Here is a 22330-nt window from a genome sequence, read left to right as displayed (position 1 = left end):
TATCAGATTCCTGCGCGGCGTTTCAGCCAGCGCTTGAGCAAAGGGGGAAAAATCCAGGAGTACACGCAATACGCGATCAGGACCACGCTGAGCGGGCCGACGGCATTCGGCGCGAACTGGCCGGCGCCGTTGATCACGGCCACGGTCAGCACCCACAAGCCGACCGTCGCGCCCAGGCCATAGCGGCTGAGCGGCCACAGGGGCAGCATGCTCCAGTGGCTCAGGGCGTCGAGTTCGACCACCAGTTCGAGGATATCGCGCGAATCCGGGTGCAGCTTGAGCAGTTCGATGGCGATACGCTTGGCCGCCCGGTACTTACCGCGCCGCACCAGGTGCGAGATCAGCATGCGCGCCGTGCCCAGGCTTTCCGGATGGCGGATCATCAAGGCCGACAGGCGCTCCTGCTCTGCGCTGTGACGGCCCGCGATCAGGTCGCCCATCATGCAGGCGATCAGGGCCAGTTCGTCGTCCGGATCGAGCCGCAGCGCCTCGTGCGCCAGCGCCTGCGCCTTGTCGACGTGCTGGGTGCGGTACATCAGCATGGCGTAACGCGCATAGTGATGGCCGGATTCGGGATAGTCGCGCAGCAGGTCGAGCAGCATGGTTTCGGCGGCCGGCAACTCGCCGCTTTCCTGGTACAGGGTCGCCAGCAGGGAACGCGCCCCATAGTGGTCCGGCGCGCGGCTCAGCACGCGCAGCAGGACGGCGCGTGCGTCGTCGTGTTTGCCAGTGAGGAAGTCGAGCAGGCCGGCGCCGTACAGCAGGTCGCTGTCGTCCGGATACTGGCCCAAAGCCTCCGCCAGCACATCGCCGGCCTGGGCGTAGCGCTTGCGCTCGATCAGGCCGAGCGCGCGCGCGCTGAATTCGCGCGCCGTCAAGACAACGTGGTCGTTCATACGAGGTTCGCCCTCACATAAGCGAGTACGGCGAGTTTCATGCCGTAGGCGAGCACGGCGCAGACGATGGCGGGAATCCACGGCGACGGCGGTGTGGCGCCGAACAGGGCGGCGGAGCGATGCTGCTTGCGGTGCATCAGGTAAAACGCGCCGAACAGGGCGATCGACACGGCGCGCCACAGCACTTCGGCGGCGCTGTTGCCGATCAGCGCCACCAGCCAGGCCAGCGGCAGGCCGCCGGTCTGGATGCCAACGATGAGAGCGGCGCACAGCGCCAGCGCGGCAAGGTAGGCGAGCGCTTCGAGCGGCCGCCTGAGCTTGTACGAATTGAGCGCCGAATACAGGATGATCGCAAACGGCCCGCCGAAAAACGCGACCAGGAAGCCCGATTGCACCGAGTACAGATTAGCCGCGGGCGCCGCGGAGGGCGTGAGCGACGGAGTGAGCAAGCTTTCGCGCATGGCGTGTTGTCTGGAGTAAGTATTAAATGGTGGCGCGAAACAGAACCCGCATCATACGCAAGTTTCCCGCCACCTTCCAGTCGAACCGGACCGGCGCGTCTCAGCGCAGTTCGAGCAACCAGTCGGCCATCGCGGCCAGGTCGGGCACGATGATGGCGGGCGTGGCGCCGAGCTCTTCGAGCGGGCCGCCATCGCGATTGACCCAGCATACCGGAAAGCCGAATAAACTGGCCGCACTCGCGTCCCAGCCGAAAATCCCTCGCTGCGCCCGTCTAATGCTTGCTCGCAAGGCTGGGACACCGAACGACATCACGCACATTGTGGAACAGGTCACGCTCACCCTGTGAATCGTTGGCATGGGCACCTGTTCCGAGCCACGACACGCCACGTTCGCGCGGCCCGGTTTCGTACAGGTCCGGCAGGATTGAAGATGGCGACCCTGTCCAAAGCCAATTGCAACATTAACCGTTATCGAAGATCGTTCTATGCCGAAAATGCCCACGATCGTTCAGTTGATATTCGTTTACGCCGTCCTGATAAAAGCCAGCCATTGAATCGTGGATATAGTGATCGAGAAAGTTGATTATCGATTTCGGCAGCTCCCCAACGCGGTGCATTCCGCGCCACATCTCCAGATCTTCAGGAAAGATGGATGCCTCCAATATATCCTGCGTCCTGATATCCCAATAGCCACCGCCCTTGTGGGGCAACCCCCTTCGCTCTTCGATCTCACGCTCCTGCTTCGCGATTAAGGGCGCATTCGCGTGCTTCCTCCTGTAACCGATGCACTTCGCTTTAAAATGCGCATTGGTGAGTTTGAGAAAGCTTTCGTCCGCCGCCGGGGAACCTTGTGCCTTCGCTTCATCGGAGAAGGTCTCAAGCTTTCGATAGCGATAAAATCGGTATCGATTCATGCGCTGCCTGCATATCTCCTCAACTGTTCCGGATACGGTATCCGCTTTAATATAAGCATTATAATCCTCCCTTGTTTGCAGAGTGGGAGTAAAGTCCCGCAGGCTTTCCTTACTCATATCATGAATAGGAACCAGTGGCACGCCTGTCGCCATCGCTTCATGATACATATCGATATAGGGAAACTGCGCACTGAAGTTGTAGGAAAGCCCATCGGCAGGCAATATGCTTCGCCCCTGAGCACCCGGCGAATAACCGCCACCCACATCCGAATGTACACCTGGATAAACCACTTCGAAACAGTTCGCAGGATATTTCCCAAGGTATCTGACCGAATCCAATGGAAAGCTCGCCCGCACTTCATGTGAGGCGACAAAGTGAACGCAACGCTCAATGGCTGGATGAATTCTTAAATTTCCTTTCGCCCATCCGAACTTCCCGGAAGCTATATTATCCATCACAATATCGCCACTAGTAGGGCCAACTGCTGCGACAGTGTCGAAAATTCCCAGAAAATAGATACGCACAGGAACACCCGCGAATGTGTACTCATCGCCATTTTTCTCGCACAATCGATAAAACCACTGGCAAAACACCCGCGCTTCCGCTGCGCCGCGAGAAAAACCGTAAACCGAGACATTGTATTGAGTAACGGTAGGCTTACTCGAAAGCAATATGCCTTTGAGTTGCGTCATGAAAGGCCGTAGTTTCTCGATGGCACTACTCGTGGATCCATCACCTTCCGACTGTGCGAATTCACCCGCAGGCTCATCGTACATTAAAGGGACACCACCCTTTACGTAGCGGTGCAACGCATTCATCGACTGAATGAGACCCCACACAATCCTTGATTGCCCGCCATTCGCCATGGCCTTTCCCATCTTGGTTTCTCCGGGCTCCCCGATCAACGGAAATGGCGTACCGACACCGGGAACATATTCTTTTCGAATATAGATAGCAGGCGCGACACCCAGTTTGGCACTGTTATCCTTATGAACGCGCCATAAACGAACCACATTACTCTGTTTGTGCTTTCCAACGTCCTTGTCCCGATTATTTCCCGTACCGTCGAAAAATACTCCTAAATAAGCTTGCCCTGTGCAACTCGGAGTATTTTTTTCTGGAAGGTTGCATGCCAAAGCCTGCGCACGCCTAATTTCCTCTTTTGCGCTAAGGACGCGCTGCCCCGTCAATGGAGCCGGCTTTGGGGTATTCGCCGCGGCATTACTCATCGCTTCCTATTCCTTACACAGTTCAGTTTTATTCGGCATCGGATGCATGGCGGTACAAGGCCAGTAGTGATTAATGTAAACTTGCACATTATCGCCCGGGAGAAACAGGATTTGCAGCGCACCTGTTTTTTTATATTCGGGAACGGGTGCTATCGTCGTGTACCATTTCTCATCTCCCGATTTCTGCCACTTAATAGTCACCACGAGACCTTTGCGCCAAACTTTCGGAATGAGGGTGCAACATATACTGCCGCCACCTCCGCTAAGACCATGCACAGAACCACCCCATTGCCCATTTACATATATATCAGCAATCTCACCGGAGGTGAAATTCCATGGTTCTATAGTGGCAATGGCATTTTTCCGCTCAATAAACCGGTCATACACAATATACGAAACAAGCGACACAAATATCAAAACAAAAACACAGCGAAATAGCGTTTTTTTCGACATGCGACGTGTGGGAAATTTCATCACACCCTTAATAAACAGTTTTAGTTTGCGCGCCCATCGACTCAGCCTCTGCCCAGCACGCGTCATCGATCGCAAGAAAAGCATTGCCAAGCTCGCCTGGTGTCCATATCTTCGAAGCAAGAACCTGCTCGAATCGCGGATGCAAGTAAAAATATTCCGATGTGAACATTGCAGTGGTGCAAAACATGACGACATCCGGGAAACTCTTGATCGCAAGTCTATTTGTTTGTATTAAGAGGCGTTGAATCAGGCAGTAATTATCCGACGGAAGGACTGTACTCAAGAGCGCCGGGTTTTGGTCAGCAATCGCATTTAGAATGGCGTCGATTTCGCCATGGTCCACCAGCTGATTGAACCCGTACTGAGACAGGACCAAGACATTCTTCGCTCGACAATAATCATCTTCATTGCAGGTAAGCGCCGGCAATTCGGAAAGCGCGCCTTTTCTGTCTGGCAGCCACCAGTGCACAATCCCCATCCGCCATCCGTACGTTGCCTCTGCAAGTAAAACGGCGTCCAGTCCGGCAAGGATCCGGGTATCGGCAAAACGCAGCACGAATTGTTGTTGGTCGACAGTCTTCACTTCCAGGAAATCCTGAAACGTGTTGGCCAATAAGCTGCTGTCGAGTTCGCTCGCAACGAAGCTGAGCATTGGCTTCCCATTGCAGGTCTCAACAAGCCGCTGAATATGAACCCGCGCAAGACGATGTCCATCGCCCAATTTGAACAGGCATGGCGCGGCGTTTGCCAGCGCGTCAAGTTCACTGCCCCGATACAAGGAAGTCTCCTGGCCTTTCCATACAGGTCGGCCCGGACGGGGGTTAGCATACTCGAACGAGGTATCGATCAACGCAAACAGCGCCAGCTTTCCATTGCGTCGCTTTGCGAGCGCGAATGCGTCCAGCAGATCGTCCGCAAAATCCGGAGCGATCGGATCGACGGCAAAAAACATCTCCATACGGTAAACCCTGTTGTTGAATGTGTCTATCTGACCGCAAAAGCGCTTCCGCTCTTCATGGCTTTTAACAGGCAGTCGAGACATACTGCCTGAGGCAGCTTCGGCAGGGGATAATTCATCCCTCCAGGTCCTGTAAAGTCCTTGATCCCGGCGCGAACGGTAATGGCACCCGGGCAAGTCACCCTGATGTTGCCACCTTCTATGGTAATGTTGGCGCCGCCGCCCGTCGTCAAACTGATTCTCGATGGCGAAGCCCAGTCGATGTGGGCATTGGCACTCATCACTTTCATTTCGGCGCGCGCTTGTATTTTCAGCACATCGGCCTGCGCCTGGAAATCGATTGCGCCTTTGGCGGCGATCATTTGCAGGCCCATATTGTTGTCGCCGGGCTCGATTGCTCCGCCCAGCATGCCAATCACCTGACCGCTGTGCACGCGCATCTGGCCACCCGTGACGTACTGGCTGTCTTCGCCACTCATGATCGTCAGGCTTTCGCCGTTGACCAGCTGCAGGTTCCGGCGCGCGTTGACCCCCAGCCCACCCTTTGCCGTGATGGCTATGACAGGATCGGTGCTATGCGGCAGGGTTTCCCTGGCGCGCGCGATCTGCTTATTGGCGGCACTCTCTTGTGCGGCATTCAGGCTGGCATTGCTGACCATGCCGGAAACGGCTTTCAAAAGAGCCTTTAACGGCGCCGCCTCGTTGTCAAGCTTACTCTCATCCTTTTTGAGCGTCCCCAAGTGCGCGCCAAAAGCCACGCTATGGTGCTCCTCGGCCGCCTCGCTGAAGGCCTTGCCCAGCTCGACTGCATGCTTGAGCATGGTAATGCCGGCCCGATTGTCGCCTGCCGGATCGCGCGCATCGGCCGCGTGCGCCAAGCGATAGCTCGACACCAGCAACCCAGCCCCGCCACGCACCACGCCGTAGGAATCGGTACGCAACTCCGCACCGCTCCCGCGCAAGCTCCCGCGGAAATTGTCGGCGCCGTGAATCAAATGTCCCAGCGTCAATTCGGTCGCCGCATGGCTGCTTCTGAGCTGAACACGGCCTTGTGCATCGGTGTCATCGAACAACAATTGATTGTAGCCAGAAGCGCCGAATTCCTTGCTGCGCACACCCCACTGGGCCGAACTGTTGCGATGGCCCGCATCGCCGGCCGACGCCCCATGCCATACCGGACTGTTTCCGCCAGCCAGATTACCCTGAGCCGAGGTAGCGTGGTCGTGAGCCGGCTGAAACCGGTCAGCCCCACTGTCACGGTCGCTGCGCCCGCCCGGAGTCGGCACAATGCCACCCTCGCCCTGGCCGTTGTACAGCGCCCCGACGATCACCGGGCGGTCTATATCGTTTTCCATGAACTGCACCAGCACTTCCTGCCCGATACGCGGCAGGAATTGGCTGCCCATGCCACCGATCGCCGAGCGCTGCGCCACCCGCACCCAGCACGTCGCGCGCTCATTGTCCTGCCAGTGATAGCGGATGCGCACCCGTCCCATTCGGTCGCAATAGATTTCGTCGGCACCAACCGGACGATCCTCGCCCTCCGGACCAACAACAATGGCGCTTTGGGCGCCCGGCACAGTCGGTTTCGGATGACTGCGTGCATCGCTTCCATCCAGTTGCGGCCGCCATACGATGTCGTTGGCAAGTGCTTCGAAGCAGTTGGCATACCCGGACTTGCGCGCTTCGGCGATCGCCAACGCGACATCCTCGGGCGCACTACCGCCAACGCTGCCATGCAGCAGTTCGGGAATCGGACCGAACAGTTCCGCCAATGCATGCAGGGCCGGCGCGGGCAGGTTATTCACTCCCACGCTGTACACTCGTAACACCGTGTAGGCCGGCGCCGCGCTGCCCTGCTGCAAGGGGCCGTTGAGGATGGTCATACGAGTGCCCGCGCGCAGGGTACGCACGGTGGAGCGGCCGCGCCATAACACACTGCGCGCTTCGCGCGCTTGCATTTGCAACGTGGCGTAGCGTTGCGCCTGGTCGCGGTTGGCATAGGAATACTGTCCTGGTGTGTCGAAACTTTCCAATGCCGGCAATTTGCTACTGGGCAGGAGCGAAGGAGAACTGGCGCTGACCGCTTGCTTGGCTTTGTAGTCGTAGCTGAGGACGGTGGACAGGGAGACCGCCACCTTGCACTGCGCTTGCAGCGCCTGCACCGTATCGTGCTGCTCGCCCGAGCGCACTGCGTGAAAGCGGATGCCGTCCGGAGCGCTGATGTCATCCGGTACCGCACTGCGCTGGGTACTGTCGGCAAACAGCACCATCCCATCGCCGTCGTCGGCCTGCTCAAAGCGCCAGGCTAGGCCTTCCTCGGCGAGCAAGCGCTCGACGAAAGCCAGGTCGGTTTCACGGTATTGGCAACAGTAGCTGCGCGGTAGGGCCCCTTCCATCCAGGGCCCGGTTTCTTCGCTCCAGCGCCACCGCGCCAGCGGCGCATAGGCGCCCAGCACGTCGTCGACAATGTCGACCACCGACATGTCTTGCCACACGCGGCTGTTCCGTACCAAGCTCAGGCGAAAAAGCCAGGGCGACAGGCGCACACGGTAGCGCGCCAGCCCGCCTTCGCTGCCCAGCATGGACGCCGCGCTGATGTGGCCTTCATACACGCAGCGGCTACCGTCGGCCAACGTCACGTCCAGCTTGGCGCTTTGCCCGAGCAAGGCCCCCAGCTTGATGTGGGCGCTGGTCGACACGACGATCACGTCGCGGGCACCGACGCCCTGAATCGCGTCGTCCGCGGCAAAGGCCTCGACCAACAACCCGCCCGACCCCAGGTCCCTGGTGCCGTCACCGACGGTCAGGCCGTACAGGCGGGTGTCGCTGGAAAATGTTGCGATTGCGGCAACCACCTGCTCAAGCAAAACAGCGCGATTAACCGAGCTCATGCAGTCTCCCTCGCAGGCCGGCAGCCCGCGTGTTGGCATTGCGGGTCTAGGCACGAATGTCGAGAAAGGCTGCTCACTACCATATTTACCTGCATCACTTCTTTGTGTCCATAATTCGCATTTGACAAGGTTGCGATGACCAGGTGCGCGGCACGGCACCCAATGAAAATAGAAAACGTTTACGGTATGGCAATTGTATAAGATATACTAGTTGTAGGTATTATTATTTCATTTTTTGGCAACACCCTCCCGGCGATCAATGTGACATTGTGGCGCACCTGCCCGATGCGATGCCAGAGCCCGACGCGACGCAGTGCGAGATTGCCGGCGGAGTGCAAGGCCGCAGCGCGCCGCGTCTGAACGACAACAATCACGTCGATTTGCCAATCACCGCATCAAGGATCAGGCAATGGCAAAACCATTTATTCGACTCAAGGACAAACATACCCACGGCGGCAAAGTCATCACAGCCGCACCGGCGAGTTTTTGTCTCGGTTTGCCGATTGCCCGCAAAGGCGACAAGATCACCTGTCCCATTCATGGCAATGGCGAGATCGCCACCGGCGACGCGAGCGTATTGGTTGACGGTATGCCGGTGGCGCGCCGGGGCGACAAAACCAGCTGTGGCGCACTGTTGATCCCGAGCCAGGCCCTGACAGTGGACTTGATCTGATGGGCATAGCTTGCTTGCCACGTCTGATCATGCCCGAACGCGATACCGGCCCGTTTTGCCGCAGGTGGATGTGGCCGGCGGCACCTGCGGCGCGCTGCCGTTCCAGGCCGCGCTGGCCCTGGCGCCCTTTCAGGCGGTCGAACTCGACGCGCCGGTCCCATGCCTGAGCAACGAAGATCCCTCGCGTCGCTGCGTCGCCCTGCCCTGGCCGGCCGCAGTCCCGCAGTCACAGTGAATGGAATTAGTCCTATGTTGAAACAAGCTGCGGCTCTGCTATCGAGCTTCACCCAAACCACGCGCCTGCTGCGCCTGACCACTCCGCTGGGCGCAAACACGCTGCTGGCCGAATGTGTGCGCGGCGAGGAAACCATCAGCGCCGGCTTTGGCTTCACGATCAGCGCGCTGTCGACAGACGCGGGCATCGAACTGCGTTCCTTGCTGGGCCAGCCGGCCCTGCTGGAACTGCTGACCGTCGACGGTGCCCAGCCGCGTCCGTTCCATGGCCATCTGACGACGGTGGAACTGACCGGAGCCAATGGCGGCCTGGCACGTTACACCCTGACCTTGCAGCCATGGAGTGTTTTCCTGGCCCAAGGGCGCGACAGCCGGGTGTTTCAGGACATGACGGTGTGCGACATCCTCGATGCTGTATTCTCCTCCTTCCAAGGGATGGGGACGTTGGCCCCGGCGTGGCGCTTCGACATTGCCGAGCGCGCGGTTTACCCCTTGCGCAGCCTGACCACGCAATACCAGGAAAGCGATCTCGCCTTTGCCGAGCGCCTGATGCATGAAGAGGGTCTGTTTTACTTCTTCGAGCACGAAGGTGATGCCGCCAGCCCCACGCTGGGCCGGCACGTCATGGTCGTCGCCGACCATAACGGCGCCTTCAAGGCCAATGCACAGGCCATCGTGCGCTTCACCCAGCCCGGTGCGGTCATGAGGGAAGACAGCCTGGACCGCTGGCGCAGCGAACTGACGCTGCAGGCCAGCGCTGTGGAACTGAGCAGCTGGGATTACCGCACGCTCGATACGCGCCCGGTCGCGGCGGCCAGGGTCCAGGCCGCCGATGGGCGCCTGGTCAGCCGCGATGTACCAGGGGCCTACGCCTATGCCAGCCGGGACCAGGGTCAGCGTATCGCCCGCAACCACCTGCAAGCGCTGGATGTGCAACGTGAAAAGTTTACTGGCGCCGGCACCGTACGCACGCTGGCGCCCGGCACCACCTTCACCCTGGCCGGCCAGGCGGTGCACGACAATGAGGGCGAACGCACGTTCGCCATTGTCCGCACCGTGCACCTGATGCATAACAACCTGAGCGCCGACCTGCAGGGCGAGCTACACCGCCAGCTCGGCCAGGCCACACTGGCCGACAGCATCGACGCGGAACAGGAACACAGCTTGCACGCGGTGGGCACCGCCATGGGCCAGCGTCCGCTATACCGCAACCGCATCGATGCCATTTACGCCAGCTTGCCGTTTCGTGCTAGCGGCACCGACGGCCACGGCCAGTTGCTGCATCCGCGTCCGAGCGTACGCGGCCAGCAGAGCGCCATCGTGGTAGGGCCGCCTGGCGCCGTCATCCACACCGACCGCGACCACCGGGTCAAGGTGCAGTTTCACTGGCAGCGCGGAGTCAACAGCCACAGCCGCATGCCCCATCCGAGGCCGGACGGCCATAGCGGCGCCCCGGCTGACGACCAGGCCGGTACCTGGGTCAGGGTGGCCACGCCGCTGGCGCCTGTGGCCGGCACTAACTGGGGCAGCAACGCCCTTCCCCGGGTCGGCCAGGAAGTGCTGGTCGATTTCTTGGAAGGCAATATCGATCGGCCGGTGATCATCGGTGCCCTGTACAACGGACAAGGCCAGCTTGACGCCCAGAACAACCAGGTCAGCCATGGCGCCGGTGCGGCGACTGGCAACGCATCGGCCTGGTTCCCTGGCCAGGCTGCGGCGCATGCGCATGCCGCAGTACTGTCAGGCATCAAGAGCCAAGCCATGCAATCGAGCCAGGCAGGCGCGGGCGCCTACAGCCAGCTTGTGTTCGACGACACACCCGACCAGGCGCGGGTAGCGCTGCAGCGACATGCCGGCGCGCATCAGGGCACGGCCGAGTTGAACCTGGGGCACCTGCGCCACCAGACCGACAACCAGCGCCTGGCCCCGGCCGGCTTCGGCGCCGAGCTGAAAACCGAGCACAGCGTCTCGCTGCGGGCCGGCCGCGGCATGCTGCTGACCAGCGACGCACAGCGCGGCGGACATGGCGACCAGCTCGATTCGACAGCGGCGCGTGCGCAACTCGTGCGCGCCCAGGACGTACAGCAATCGCTGGCCGAGGCCGCACAGAAACACAACGCCAGGCTCACCGACAGCCAGGACAAGCCGGAGCCCGCGCCTGAAGAGCTGCCTGCCATCATGGCCATGGTCGACAGTATCGCGGTGCTCGACAGCACCGACAGCACGAGCCTGGCGCCATCGGATGCGTATGGAACGGCCGGGGGCCAAGGCAAGGTGAGCGCGTACAGTGAAACACATTTGCAATTATCGAGTCCGGTTGGCATCGCCGCCACCACCCCGGCCAATGCCATCCTCAGCAGCCTGGGCACCAGCAGCCTCGAGGCGGGTCAGGATATCGACATCGCCGTGCAGGGCAATTACCTGCATGCTGTGCAAGACGGCATTAGCCTGTTCACGTACGGCAAAGTGAGAAATAACGACAAACCGCACCAGGAAACCGGAATCCGGCTGCACACCGCCAGCGGCAAGGTGTCGACCCAGAGCCAGAGCGATGAGACCAGGATCACTGCCAGCAAGGACATCACCGTGTCCAGCACCGCAGCGACGGTAACGGTGGCAGCGTCCTCGCATGCCCTGATGAGCGCGGCGGGTGCCTTCATGAAATTCGAAGGCAGCGACATCCTGCTGCACGGTCCCGGCACCATCTCGTTCACAGCGGGACTGAAGGACTTGACCGGGCCGGGTGGGATTGCCCTGAATCTGCCTGTCTTCCCCAATTCCGAACACGCCTTTGCTCAATCCTTCAAACTGCTTGACGACGATGGCCAGCCGCTCAAGGACCAGAACTATACGATTTTCACGTCGGACGACCAGGAAATCCGGGGCAAGACCGACAACGCCGGCATGACCGCCCAGGTCGATACCGCCAATCCGGAAAGCACCTATATTCTGTTCGACCGCGATTTGCGATGGGAATGCGAGGATGACGGTGACGACGACGCACTCACTTGCTAACGCGGGTGCCATGACGTGCGCTTTGTTGAACAATGAAAATCGTAAAATCCGATCCTGCGGTGAAAATGCCGCAGTCGGCCGAGAAACCCGCCTCCACAATGAAGTTCTACATGACTAGCAAAAAATATGTGTCCGCCCGTGATGGCGAAAACAACAGTGTCATCTACAAAGCGGCGGATGGCACGGAAGAACTGCATTCAGGCGGATCGCGGGCATGGCGCAACAATAATCCTGGCAATCTTATTTCGGCGGAAAAGAGCGGTCTAGCCATCGGCAAGGGGGGGCGCTTCGCCGTTTTCCCGGATCACGACGCCGGCTTTGCGGCGCTTAAAATGACGCTGGTCAAAAACTATTCGGATATGAAGCTGGATAAGGTATTCCAGAAATATGCCCCAGCCAGCGACAAGAACAATCCCGAACAGTACATCGCCCAAGTAAAAAAATGGACCGGTCTCGATTCGGCCCGCGCGCTCAAGGACCTGGACGAAGCGGAACTGCTCAAATTCATGAAAGCCATCGAACGCGCCGAGGGCTGGATTGTTGGAAAAATCACGCCTGTTCCGCATGCCCAGCAGTTTGTCGTCAAGGGCGTTGACGGCAAACCGATTTCCAATATGGACTACCTGATCGACTTTTTCCGCAAGGACGGCACCCCGGACAAGGCCAAAGGCAGCACCAACAAGGATGGCAAGACGGCCGTCATCAAGACCAATATCAAGTCGCCGGTCACCCTGACCCTGCCGCGCCCCGATCCCGGCAGTCCGTTAAAAGCGGCAAAAGGCAAGCCGCCGCCAGGAGGCATGAAAGTCGTCGCTGCGCAAGTCACGGCCAAACCGTGGTATGCCTTCGCATTCTCCACGGCCGAGGCCAGCAACGATCCGAAGGATGGGCCGGCAAGCGAACCGAAACAGGCGGCAACGGTCGTGGCGCCGCTCGCCGTTGTCAAACAAGCCGGCGCGGTCAAGGTTTCCGGCACCGTCGACAAGGAAAAGAAATTCGTCCAGCCGGTAGTCGTGGAGAACGGTGTCTTCGTAACCTGGAAATTTGACACCAGCGGGGGCTCGGGCAAAGTCCTCAATACCTTGCCCTACATTGTCGTGAAAATCGAAGGCGGCACAGCATCGCTCCTGCTTGAAGGGGATAAAGTTGAATTGATGCGTAACAATATCGTTCGCAGGAAAGTGCCGCGCGGGACCGAAGTAGCACTCTTCCTGGGCAGCGATGCAAAAGAAAAATATCGCAGCGCGCCGATGTTCAAGGTGTTAGCTGAAGACGGCTTCACCGATATCGTGGTGAAGGTGGCGGAAAAACGTGGCCTCGACTACAGCGCCGCGCTCGAGATTCCCCATGCGCCGGTGGTTGCGGGCACAAAAAAGACCTACTCTGCCGAGCTTCACGGTACAAGCTGGATGAAGTTCAGTCACAAGTACGCCGAAGCCGAGGCGGAACAAATGACTGCCTCGGCAAAGGCAGAGGTGCAACGATCGGTGAAACAAATTTATAGCGGGACCGCCACCGTCGGCGGCGGTACGATTCGCCTTAGCGTGACCAAGCCGAATCAACAAACGCTAAAAATAGTTTGGCCAGCCGAGGCCTTCGGCAATTGCATGGCAAATATTCCCTCGGTCCCGGATCTGGATGCTTGCAAGAGCGAAATCATTGCGCGCGTGAACCCGCGTACCTACCAGGCTTTTGTGGAAGCCGCTTTCGAGATCGATGCCGAAGAAATGGTCATCAGCTCCGGGTGGCGACCGATGCTGGGCTCGATTTTACACCGTATCGGCGTCGGCTTGGACGTCAAGAAAGTGACTGTTAACGGTAGCCCCAAAGTCTTCAACCGCGGTCCAACTGCGGAAGAAAATACATATCACCAAGCGATCGCCGAGCGAAAGCAGCTGGAAAAATTCAAGAAAAACGGCACGATAACGCCTGAGCAAACGGCCAGGCTGAACGTGCTGAAAGCGGAAGAGCCCGGCAAATTGGAGCGCGCGTCGGACGCCATCACGAATAACGAAGCAGCGGTGTTAAAAGCCTTTACGAAAAGCCTGCGCGGCAATGCGCATGTGCGTCAAACCTTCGATCCTTGGGAAATGGATGTGAATACCAGGGACAACAAGGATGCCACCCAGAATGATTTAAGCGACAGCAATGAAAAACTTCATAAAAACCACTTGCACATCACGGTCGTCGATCCGGAGCTTGGTCATGGTTAAGCCCCTGTTCGCCAGCATTGCGCTCATCGCCCAGCTGCTTGGGATGAGTCCGGCTTGCCATGCCGGCAGCAACACCGGATTCGACTACACGAATTTCGGCCATGATCTGACGACGCCGGTCTTCCCGAAAGACCGGTCGCTGGCCATCTACAAGGATCGGAATGACGCCAAACCGTCGGTCGTGCTGAACGACGTGCCGGTACTCCAGCTGCGCGGGGACTGGAAGCCGTGTATCGCAAAAAACCCTCTCGACGGCTGGGTACGCTGCACGATCGGTGTCGATCAAGGGTGGGTCAAGCGCGCCGCCTTCGACGGTCCCCAGGATGCGCTTCCGGTTGAAAAATGGGCGTTTCGTTACTGGCTGTTTGTCGCCAGTGACGGCTCGGGTGGCGAAGAGACCCTGATGCTGTATGAGGTGGTACCGCGTTCGCCGTACCTGATCAAGCCGAAACAGTTCGACAATGTGTTTTTTCTAGTTCATTTCGATGAACAAGGCTTTGCGATCAGCCCTAAAACAAAGAAACGGACAGGAGACCGCGTATTTTTGGTCGGGAACAAGGTATTCCTCGCCCCGGCGGAACCGCAAAAACGGCTGCGTACGCCCTGGCTGTTCCTGACCTTTTATAACGCCGAACTTAAGGCCTTGTGCCCGGGGGCCAGCAAGGCCAATTGTCTCAGCGCGGTCAACCCGCATCCGCAGTGGCCAGGGATCAAGGCATTGAACGAGTCGCCGCCCAAGTCGCCCGGGGCAGGCGACACCAGCCCGAATGGCCAGAGCGCTCCCTGGTTCGGACAGGAAAAAGTCGCGTTCGCGCGGCACGATGACCCGGTGCTGCCGTTTCTTTACCACGTTCCGCCCGAGGTGACGATGATGGCGGACGGCAGTTCTCCGACCGAAGCGCAACTCAAGAAAAACCGCCTGACACCATTCTGCCTGATCGACTGCAAGCCAGGCGCCAACGTCGTCATTCCGGATCCGAAACCGGGGATGGGACTCGACCAATGAAAACGACACACCTGTTGGCCAGAGCAATTGCCTGCGGCTTGTCGCTATCCCTCGCTTTGCCGGCACTGGCCCAGCTTCACATCGTCAAACCCGGCAAGGATGTGACGCCGATCGATGCCATGGGAGTCCGACTTAATATGTTGAACACCGTGATCGACAGGAATAACGCGCATGACATTGAGATCATCGGTTTTTTCATTTCGAACAGCAACGGTCCGGGCCAGAGCGTGCCGTTTGAAATCGGGTATGACTACCAGCCGGTCCTGACCTTGCAGAGTGGAGCGGACTGTGCCATCTCGACGGTGCGCATCTTCCGCCGTGGCGCGACTGTGCGGGTGGTGCATGCGCAACGCAAAGGCGCATGGTCGGACAAGAAGCGTGCCAAGGTCACGGTGTTTGAGCTGGAAAAGAGTACCGAGTTTGCACCGGGCACCCCGGGACTCTACTTCAAATCGTTGAAAACCGGCGATACCAAAGGCAGTTACTGTGACGTGAACGACGCGCTCGATCAAGAAACCAGCCTCTACAAATGAAAAATGCCTCGATGAATTCCCTGGACCCCACCGCCTCCCTTGGCCTGTTCGGCACCGGCCTCAGCCAACATGCAAGGCTCATCACACTCGCCAGTGCGCAGGACAGCGGGCTGCCACAATCCTTGATGGCCGAACAGATCTGCGGACGAGAAGCGGTCAACGAGCTGTTTTCCTTCGATGTCGATGCGCTCAGCGTCTCGACCGACCTGGAACTGTCGATGTTCATCGGGGAGGAACTGACCATCACCTTGCTGCAGCCCGACGCGAGCCGGCGCGCCTGGCACGGCATCTGCACCGAGGCGGCCTGGCTGGGCGCCGACGGCGGCGTGGCGCGCTACCGGCTGCACCTCGCCCCGGCCATGGCGCTGCTGCGTCTGCGCCGCGACAGCTATATTTTCCAGGACAAGAACGTGCGGGACATCGTCACCGAGCTACTGGACGATTATCCGCAGGTACGCTTCGAGTTCGACGTCACGCAGGAACTGGCGCCGCGCGCCATCTGCACGCAATACCGCGAGAGTGATTTCGACTTTTTTAAACGCATACTCGCTTCCGAAGGCCTTAACTGGCGCTTCGAGCACGACCAGGTCGACGACAACAGCAAGGACGGCCAGGCCAGGCACCGGATCGTCATCTTCGACAGCCATGCCAAGTCACCCGCCATTCCCGGCGGCAGTGAGTTGCGCTTTCATGGCGTGCGCGCCACCGACAACGACGACGCGATCGACGCTTTTCGCGCACGCCGCCAAATACGACCCAATGCGGTCAGCATCAGCAGCTGGGATCCGGCGCGCGTGCTGGCCCCTGCCGCCGAAAACCTGTCATCGCTGCACACGGGCGCGCTGCCTTCGATGCCTGTTTATGATGGCAGTGGCGAGCGGATCGCCAGCGCTAGCGGTGTGGCCGATCCGCACAGCCGGTTGATGCTCCAGGCACTGGAACTGGACAACAAAGTATTCGAAGGGGAAGGCGCGGTACGGCGCCTGGCGGCCGGCCACGCCTTTGATTTGACGCAGCATGAGCGCTATAGCAATGGCGCCAACGCGTTTACCGTATTGTGGGTCGAGCACAAGGCGCGCAACAACTATCTGACTGGCATCGTCAAGGTCAACCGTGATGCCGTACCAGCAGGCACTTACCGCAACAGTTTCGGCTGCGTGCGCGCCGCAGTGGCGGTCGTCCCGCGCGCCACTGCGGCGCCGCATGCCAGCACGGCGTTGGGACCGCAATCAGCCATCGTGGTCGGCGTCGACGATGCCATCTCCACAACCGAACGGGATCATCATGTGAAAATTCAGTTCGCCTGGCAGCGTGGCCAGGCGGCAATGGCTGGCGGCATGGGTCACAACACCGATCCCGTCGGCAATGCACCGGGCAACCAAGCCTCGGGCACCTGGGTACGCGTGGCCGAGGCTGTGGCCGGGCCGAATTGGGGATCGCAATTCACTCCGCGCATCGGCACGGAAGTGCTGGTCGACTTCATCGAAGGCGACATGGACCGGCCGATCGTGGTGGCGCAACTGTATACAGGCGCCGACCTGCCGCCGTTTTCGGCCGGCAGCGATTCCGGCGTCAATCATGCCGGGGTGCTTTCCGGTATTCATAGCCATAATTTCGACGGCGCCGCCACCTTCAACCAATGGCAGCTGGATGACACTCCCGGCCAGGTACGCACGCGCCTGTCTACCAGCAGCGCCGCGACCGAGCTTAATCTCGGCTACCTGATCGCGCAGCCGTATTCCTCCGCCCAACGCGGCAAGTATCGCGGCAGCGGTTTCGAACTGCGTACCGATGCCTGGGCCATGGTGCGCGGCGCCAACGGTGTACTGTTGTCAACCAGCGCGCGCGCCAGCAAGGGAAGCGGAGTTACATCGACTCAGCTCGACGCGGGCGAGTCGTTGGAAATGCTCAGGCAGGCCGAGGCAAACAGCCGCGCCATCACGAAATCGGCGAGCGGACAGAATGCCCTGGTGAGCAAGGACGCGGCCAGCGCGCAAGCCGACTTCATCGACCAGATCGACCCGCGAGCCAAGGGAAGATTCGCCGGTCCGCTAAACGGCCAGACAGCACTTAAGGCCCAGAACGGCGCGCGACCTCTGGACAGCGCACAAGCGGTGGAGCGTTTCGGCAAACCTGTCGTGTTGATGGAGGCGGCGGCCAGCGTTAACTGGGCCACGCCGGCATCCACCTTGCTCTACGCCGGTGAGCATTTGCACTGGACGACGCAAACTGATATGCACATGAGCGCAGGCGACACGGTGTCGTCGGTGTCCGGCAAGGCTGCAACCATGTTTACCCAGGCGGGCGGTATCCAGATTTTTGCCGGCAATGGCCCGGTCTCGCTGCAATCGCATACCGATCAACTGGACATCCTGGCGGACAAATCGATAACGGTGATATCCGTCAACGGCAGCATCGATATCACGGCGCAGCAGACGATCATTGTGCAAGCAGGAGCGGCATCAGTGACCCTCGACGGTGGCAATATCACGTTTGCCTGCCCCGGCGTTTTCTCGGTCAAAGGTGGCCTGGAACCGTTCGCACCCGGTGGCGGCCAATCCACGTCGTTCGAGACACTTCCCGATTACCTGGTCAGTCGGCAGGAAATGGGGGATAGCGAGCAGTGACCAGCATTGGGAAGCTGCCACGCGCGCCGAACGATGCGTCCCACTACTGCGGCGCCGCTGCCGGCAAACCATCGCAGCGCGTTAGAAATCAAATCCCGTGCGCAGCATGAGCATGAGCATGCGCTTGTGCCCTCCCAGGCTGCCCTCCAACCGCCGTCACGGAGACGGGAACGCAATTTTCGCCGCCGTCGCTCAGGGATCCGGTCGCGACGCGTCTCAGCGCAGTTCGAGCAACCAGTCGGCCATCGCGGCCAGGTCGGGCACGATGATGGCGGGCGTGGCGCCGAGCTCTTCGAGCGGGCCGCCATCGCGATTGACCCAGCATACCGGAAAGCCGAATAAACTGGCCGCACTCGCGTCCCAGCCGTTGGCCGAGACGTAGAGGATGTTTTCGCGCGGATAGCCGACGCGCTGTTCGGCCAGCAGGTAAATCTTGCGGTGCGGCTTGAATACCTCGACATCGTCGACGCTGACGAACTGGTCGAAGGCCCATTTCAGGCCCGAGTTCGACACCACCTGGTTGATGGTGTTTCGCGACCCGTTCGACGCGATGATCATCGGCACGCCGGCGTCGCGCAGGCGGCGCAGGGTGGCCGGCGTTTCGGGATGGGGATCGAGGTGCAGGTACTGGTCGCTGAGCTGGCGCACGGTGCCGGCCAGCAGCGGCAGGCCCAGCTTGATGCAGGTGAAGCGCAAGGCGTCTTCGGTGACCGTCTCGAAATCGGCGTAACGCTCCATCAGGCTGCGCAGCCAGGTGTAATCGAGCTGCTTCTGTCGCCACAAGATGGCGATAGCGTCGCCGTGGCCGGGGTAGGCTTGCTCGCAAGCCTGGGACACCGAGTGGACATCGTACAAGGTGCCGTACAGATCGAAGATCATCGCGTGGATTTTTTGCATGGGCGCTCTCCTCCGTCTTTACAGACACTGTACCATTTTGCAGGAGAAAGGCAGGGCGTCGGGCGTGCGCTGTTGTATTGCATGGGACTTGCGCGGGGATATCGCAAGCGCTTTCGGACGGATTGCTATTACTACAGATTACTACACGTAACGCGCCGGTGCGCGTGCCGTCAGGAACCGACCATGCCTCGCCGACGCGCAGACCATCCGCCGGATTACGCGCGCTGCTTGACGTCGAGTTTGGAGATCACATCGTCAAGCGCCTGCTTCACCCGTGCACTGTCGTCTGGATTGGTTTGCGTATAGAGACGACAAACATCCTTCAGATGCATCACGAAGTCTGCATTGGACACGATTAATTCTTCGTTAAAAATGTAAAACTTCACACCAGTGAATTTTTCTTCATCCTCATCAAGCTCATCAGGAAATTCACATACGGCATCGTTAAATCCAGCGCCAATTCCTTTAGCAACGTTTTTCAGCGCTTCAAGGAACGACCTCGCCGGCATTGCATTGAAAAAGGCCTGAACCGGAAAGAGCCTGTTTTCAAGCGTGATCGCAAAATCCATGTTGTCGTCCTGGTTAAAAAGAGGGAAAGACCGAGTGGAACGGCTTGTAGCCCCTCCAACGGCGGGAAGTCATGGGGCGTACTCCCTACTGCGGTCGAACACCGCCTAATCAAATACTCTGTCGCGGAATGCCTCGATCAAGTTGAGCTTAGACACCAGCGCTTCATGCTGAGCAATCAGGCGCCGAATGAGGTGTCGTAGCCGCCATAGACGCGGCCGGACTCGGATAACAGAAGAACCATGTGGCCGTTGTACGCCATCCCGATAACGACCAGTGTTTCCTGCACGCGCGCCTCGTACGATCTGACCGTCTCGCGGCACGTACAGGCGATCGTGCGGGCCGGATCAAAATCGATGCGGTCCAACGCGCCCGCGACCCGATACGCGGGCATGTCGCCAGCGAGTCCGCCGAAGCGCTGGAAAAATCGCTTCGCCTGCGGGAAGCGCACGTAGCCATCCGCGGCAAGCGATGCAAGAAAAGGCGCCGGATCGACCTCGCGCTGTTCGCTCCATCCCATTTTTCTCAAAAAAACGTAGCTGGTTTTTTCAAATTTCTTCTGCTTACCGTTGATTGCTGCCCGCTTCAGGTCATAGTGCTCGCGCTCATCGCCGGGCTTTCACCTGCCTTTTCCAGCAATCGCTTGAGCCACTCGCATTCCTGTATCGTTCCGGTGAATACGATTCCAGATTCATGCTTGAGCAGGGCGTACGCCGCAATCAGATCGAGATCGAGGGCGGTGCGCAATACCTTGACGGCATTGAAAGCCGACTGCGCACGCCCTATCCGGACCATCCACTCTCCGTACGCTGCGAGCATGCGGGCACGCGGCTCCGCCTGAAGGAATCCGATATCGTCGGACTCCCACCTCATGCCGCAATGGCGGCAATAAAACGATTCCCAACTTCGCAACGTACCGTAAACATCGCCATAGCCGAGCGTAACGGAGGCGATTTGGGAACATGCGCGACACCTACGTTCGTCCACTAATGTGCCATTGGCGACTGGTTGCGCGCCTGTAGGCACGCGAGTATTGCCGGTCATTGTTTCCTTTCATTCCCAAAAAACCGATTCCAGGCGTCCCGCATATTGCCACTGACATGTAAATGCATGCGTGTAAAACCCTTTTTTTGACACGGTCGCACCCGAGTATTTACATCGTTGCCCGTTAAAACACGTAAATCGGTGTCCTCTGGCCCTGGCACGAAACTTGATATAGATCATATACCTGCATGCGTTTAACCGTGAGCCCCCTTCGGCACGATCCGATCCCCGGCATTCACGATCACCCTGACGACAGCAGCAACCAAGCAAGATAACGTCGATACGGAGGAAGTAATGCCAGACTATTCCAGCAAGTCCGAACTGCAAGCCGCAATCACCCGCGCACTGGGCCGGCGCAGCGGCAGCGAGGCGCTCAAAGCCGTCGCCTACTGGAAAGAAACCGGCACCTTCTGGGCACTCAAGCAGGACGGCTTCCTGAGCGAACAAGAGATGGCGTCCCTGCGCGAGGAGCTGGGAACGACCCAGGTCTACCACGCCTGGCTGAACACCTGCTCCATCGACTGGACCGCCAGCACGGGCCTGCGTGCAAGAATGGTCGGCGTATCGGCGCATCTGAACAAAATGGCGCAGCCGGCCGACTGGCGCGGCCTGACCGCCGCCGCCAATTGCGACTGCAGCGTCGAGTGCACGTTCGACGTGGAGCGCGTGCCAGCCGAAGAGCCGGTCGGCGACGCCCGCGCCGTGCAGGCCGCCTGGTGGACCTTCATGAGCGACATTCCGTTCGAACACTTCGACCTGCCGGTACAAACCGCCAATCCGCTCGCCGGCCTGACGCAGGGACGGGCGACCTACTCCGCCTGAACCTGCCCCCGCAGCGAGGACCGCCCGGGATCTGGACGCTGTCACGCCTTGCCGTGCGCCGACGCGCAACGGCATGGCCGTGATAAACCTCTTCCACAAAAACGCGATCGGCATAGGGGGCAGCTATATCAGCTGCACCCCTGCCATACCACCCGGCATGCGGGTCCGCACCGGGCGGTTCGAGTAGTTGAGGTCAGGACAGGCGAGGTACGCCAAGTGCGTCGAAGTAGGCAATCGTGAGGACCGTTTTCAACAGTCGATCAGCATTGCGCCACCAGCAACGGCTATTTGCCGCGACCTGCTTTGCGACCGAAGGCGCCGCCCCAAGCCCGAGCAATTCCCGATACATGGATTTTCCGCGCTTCCAGTGCTTGAGCTGAATCGCTCTGAGCCGGTGGCGAAGCCATTCGTCGAGTTTCTTCCAGATCTTTGGGGTTTGAGCCAACTTGAAATACCCTTTCCAGCCAAGCATATAAGATCGCAGTTTGTCGACGGTCTGAGCCATGCTGCGGCCGCAGGAGCGCCTTGTCAGTTCACGGATTCGCTGTTTGAATGTTGCCAGCGGCTTGTCCGCGACCTTCAGTTTCACCACTTTCCCACTTGCCACCCACAGGCTGTAACCGAGGAATTTGCGGCCGAATGCACTGGCCACCGCACTCTTGCCTTCGTTGACCACGAGATGCAACTTGGCATAGTACCGGCGTAACAGCGCCATCACCCGCTCGCCAGCGCGTTTGCTGCGAACGTACACGTTCGCGTCGTCGGCGTAGCGCGCAAAGCAATGACCGCGCCGTTCCAGTTCCTTGTCCACTTCATCGAGCAGGACGTTTGCCAGCAGCGGCGACAGCGGACCGCCTTGCGGCGTGCCCTCG

20 protein-coding genes are annotated in these 22330 nt (G+C 59.5%); 8 read left to right on the top strand and 12 right to left on the bottom strand.

The features are described from left to right. Positions 1–2 precede the first annotated feature (2 nt). The 7 genes from EJB06_RS05400 to EJB06_RS05370 form a co-directional block, all read right to left on the bottom strand. The gene (locus EJB06_RS05400) at positions 3–896 is read right to left on the bottom strand and encodes a tetratricopeptide repeat protein (RefSeq protein ID WP_126072999.1); all 894 of its coding nucleotides are present in this window, start codon (positions 894–896) and stop codon (positions 3–5) included. Continuing rightward, a complete protein-coding gene (locus tag EJB06_RS05395) occupies positions 893–1357 on the bottom strand; it encodes a hypothetical protein (protein WP_126072998.1) in 465 nt (154 codons plus the stop codon). The genes EJB06_RS05400 and EJB06_RS05395 overlap by 4 nt, the downstream gene beginning before the upstream one ends. A 100-nt stretch (positions 1358–1457) precedes the next feature. Then, a complete protein-coding gene (locus EJB06_RS05390) occupies positions 1458–1646 on the bottom strand; it encodes a hypothetical protein (protein WP_126072997.1) in 189 nt (62 codons plus the stop codon). A gap of 172 nt (positions 1647–1818) precedes the next feature. Beyond that, positions 1819–3501: a T6SS phospholipase effector Tle1-like catalytic domain-containing protein gene (locus EJB06_RS05385; RefSeq protein WP_126072996.1), complete on the bottom strand. Its 1683-nt coding sequence runs from the start codon at positions 3499–3501 to the stop codon at positions 1819–1821. A gap of 6 nt (positions 3502–3507) precedes the next feature. Next, positions 3508–3975 (bottom strand): DUF3304 domain-containing protein, encoded by a 468-nt coding sequence (locus tag EJB06_RS05380; protein WP_164557827.1) that lies wholly within the window; start codon positions 3973–3975, stop codon positions 3508–3510. 7 nt (positions 3976–3982) lie between these two features. Then, the gene (locus EJB06_RS05375; RefSeq protein WP_164557826.1) at positions 3983–4933 is read right to left on the bottom strand and encodes a DUF4123 domain-containing protein; all 951 of its coding nucleotides are present in this window, start codon (positions 4931–4933) and stop codon (positions 3983–3985) included. Between the two features lie 26 nt (positions 4934–4959). After that, complete coding sequence (locus EJB06_RS05370; RefSeq protein WP_126072993.1) at positions 4960–7827, bottom strand: type VI secretion system Vgr family protein; 2868 nt, start codon at positions 7825–7827, stop codon at positions 4960–4962. Positions 7828–8236: 409 nt separating this feature from the next. Between EJB06_RS05370 and EJB06_RS05365 the strand changes: the two genes are divergently transcribed. Genes EJB06_RS05365 through EJB06_RS05335 form a run of 7 tightly spaced genes read left to right on the top strand, consistent with a single transcriptional unit; the run spans position 8237 to position 18128 of the window. Next, the gene (locus EJB06_RS05365) at positions 8237–8500 is read left to right on the top strand and encodes a PAAR domain-containing protein (protein WP_126072992.1); all 264 of its coding nucleotides are present in this window, start codon (positions 8237–8239) and stop codon (positions 8498–8500) included. A gap of 55 nt (positions 8501–8555) precedes the next feature. Next, positions 8556–8735 carry a hypothetical protein gene (locus tag EJB06_RS05360; protein ID WP_126072991.1) on the top strand — a complete coding sequence of 60 codons (180 nt, stop codon included), beginning with the start codon at positions 8556–8558 and terminating at the stop codon, positions 8733–8735. Between the two features lie 14 nt (positions 8736–8749). Next, positions 8750–11749 (top strand): type VI secretion system Vgr family protein, encoded by a 3000-nt coding sequence (locus EJB06_RS05355; RefSeq protein ID WP_126072990.1) that lies wholly within the window; start codon positions 8750–8752, stop codon positions 11747–11749. Positions 11750–11781: 32 nt separating this feature from the next. Continuing rightward, positions 11782–13962 (top strand): hypothetical protein, encoded by a 2181-nt coding sequence (locus EJB06_RS05350; protein ID WP_126072989.1) that lies wholly within the window; start codon positions 11782–11784, stop codon positions 13960–13962. Continuing rightward, positions 13955–14968, top strand: a complete 1014-nt coding sequence (locus tag EJB06_RS05345) for a hypothetical protein (protein WP_126072988.1) — start codon at positions 13955–13957, stop codon at positions 14966–14968. Before EJB06_RS05350 ends, EJB06_RS05345 begins: the two co-directional genes overlap by 8 nt. Further along, positions 14965–15501: a carbapenem self-resistance protein CarG family protein gene (locus tag EJB06_RS05340; protein WP_126072987.1), complete on the top strand. Its 537-nt coding sequence runs from the start codon at positions 14965–14967 to the stop codon at positions 15499–15501. Before EJB06_RS05345 ends, EJB06_RS05340 begins: the two co-directional genes overlap by 4 nt. Beyond that, entirely contained in the window at positions 15498–18128 is a 2631-nt protein-coding gene (locus EJB06_RS05335) for a type VI secretion system Vgr family protein (RefSeq protein WP_229426946.1), read from the top strand. The genes EJB06_RS05340 and EJB06_RS05335 overlap by 4 nt, the downstream gene beginning before the upstream one ends. 216 nt (positions 18129–18344) lie before the next feature. Here EJB06_RS05335 and EJB06_RS05330 read toward each other — a convergent pair whose 3' ends face one another. The 4 genes from EJB06_RS05330 to EJB06_RS05315 form a co-directional block, all read right to left on the bottom strand. After that, positions 18345–19025, bottom strand: coding sequence for a haloacid dehalogenase type II (locus EJB06_RS05330; protein ID WP_126072985.1), 681 nt, complete (start codon positions 19023–19025; stop codon positions 18345–18347). Between the two features lie 215 nt (positions 19026–19240). Next, positions 19241–19594: a ribonuclease toxin immunity protein CdiI gene (gene cdiI / locus EJB06_RS05325; RefSeq protein ID WP_126072984.1), complete on the bottom strand. Its 354-nt coding sequence runs from the start codon at positions 19592–19594 to the stop codon at positions 19241–19243. Between the two features lie 176 nt (positions 19595–19770). Next, positions 19771–20112: an SUKH-3 domain-containing protein gene (locus EJB06_RS05320; RefSeq protein WP_126072983.1), complete on the bottom strand. Its 342-nt coding sequence runs from the start codon at positions 20110–20112 to the stop codon at positions 19771–19773. A gap of 65 nt (positions 20113–20177) precedes the next feature. Beyond that, on the bottom strand, positions 20178–20636 hold the full coding sequence (locus EJB06_RS05315) for a hypothetical protein (RefSeq protein WP_126072982.1): 459 nt from the start codon (positions 20634–20636) through the stop codon (positions 20178–20180). 294 nt (positions 20637–20930) lie between these two features. Here EJB06_RS05315 and EJB06_RS05310 point away from each other — a divergent pair, with 294 nt between their 5' ends. Beyond that, entirely contained in the window at positions 20931–21458 is a 528-nt protein-coding gene (locus EJB06_RS05310) for a hypothetical protein (RefSeq protein ID WP_126072981.1), read from the top strand. A gap of 193 nt (positions 21459–21651) precedes the next feature. Here EJB06_RS05310 and EJB06_RS05305 read toward each other — a convergent pair. Continuing rightward, a partial coding sequence (locus EJB06_RS05305) for a group II intron maturase-specific domain-containing protein (RefSeq protein WP_267876891.1) occupies positions 21652–22330 on the bottom strand: 679 nt, incomplete at its 5' end.

This window comes from Massilia atriviolacea, assembly GCF_003953935.1.
GTDB lineage: Bacteria > Pseudomonadota > Gammaproteobacteria > Burkholderiales > Burkholderiaceae_D > Telluria_A > Telluria_A atriviolacea.
The sequence above is the reverse complement of the archived record's forward strand: the minus strand, read 5'-3'. Positions and strand labels throughout refer to the sequence as shown.

What these genes read in the sequence shown, in the direction of transcription:
- EJB06_RS05400 (WP_126072999.1), bottom strand. Translation starts at nt 896, where the DNA reads ATGAACGACCACGTTGTCTTGACGGCGCGCGAATTCAGCGCGCGCGCG.
- EJB06_RS05395 (WP_126072998.1), bottom strand. Translation starts at nt 1,357, where the DNA reads ATGCGCGAAAGCTTGCTCACTCCGTCGCTCACGCCCTCCGCGGCGCCC.
- EJB06_RS05385 (WP_126072996.1), bottom strand. Translation starts at nt 3,501, where the DNA reads ATGAGTAATGCCGCGGCGAATACCCCAAAGCCGGCTCCATTGACGGGG.
- EJB06_RS05380 (WP_164557827.1), bottom strand. Translation starts at nt 3,975, where the DNA reads ATGAAATTTCCCACACGTCGCATGTCGAAAAAAACGCTATTTCGCTGT.
- EJB06_RS05375 (WP_164557826.1), bottom strand. Translation starts at nt 4,933, where the DNA reads ATGGAGATGTTTTTTGCCGTCGATCCGATCGCTCCGGATTTTGCGGAC.
- EJB06_RS05370 (WP_126072993.1), bottom strand. Translation starts at nt 7,827, where the DNA reads ATGAGCTCGGTTAATCGCGCTGTTTTGCTTGAGCAGGTGGTTGCCGCA.
- EJB06_RS05365 (WP_126072992.1), top strand. Translation starts at nt 8,237, where the DNA reads ATGGCAAAACCATTTATTCGACTCAAGGACAAACATACCCACGGCGGC.
- EJB06_RS05355 (WP_126072990.1), top strand. Translation starts at nt 8,750, where the DNA reads ATGTTGAAACAAGCTGCGGCTCTGCTATCGAGCTTCACCCAAACCACG.
- EJB06_RS05350 (WP_126072989.1), top strand. Translation starts at nt 11,782, where the DNA reads ATGAAAATCGTAAAATCCGATCCTGCGGTGAAAATGCCGCAGTCGGCC.
- EJB06_RS05345 (WP_126072988.1), top strand. Translation starts at nt 13,955, where the DNA reads ATGGTTAAGCCCCTGTTCGCCAGCATTGCGCTCATCGCCCAGCTGCTT.
- EJB06_RS05340 (WP_126072987.1), top strand. Translation starts at nt 14,965, where the DNA reads ATGAAAACGACACACCTGTTGGCCAGAGCAATTGCCTGCGGCTTGTCG.
- EJB06_RS05335 (WP_229426946.1), top strand. Translation starts at nt 15,498, where the DNA reads ATGAAAAATGCCTCGATGAATTCCCTGGACCCCACCGCCTCCCTTGGC.
- EJB06_RS05330 (WP_126072985.1), bottom strand. Translation starts at nt 19,025, where the DNA reads ATGCAAAAAATCCACGCGATGATCTTCGATCTGTACGGCACCTTGTAC.
- cdiI (WP_126072984.1), bottom strand. Translation starts at nt 19,594, where the DNA reads ATGGATTTTGCGATCACGCTTGAAAACAGGCTCTTTCCGGTTCAGGCC.
- EJB06_RS05320 (WP_126072983.1), bottom strand. Translation starts at nt 20,112, where the DNA reads ATGGGATGGAGCGAACAGCGCGAGGTCGATCCGGCGCCTTTTCTTGCA.
- EJB06_RS05315 (WP_126072982.1), bottom strand. Translation starts at nt 20,636, where the DNA reads ATGACCGGCAATACTCGCGTGCCTACAGGCGCGCAACCAGTCGCCAAT.
- EJB06_RS05310 (WP_126072981.1), top strand. Translation starts at nt 20,931, where the DNA reads ATGCCAGACTATTCCAGCAAGTCCGAACTGCAAGCCGCAATCACCCGC.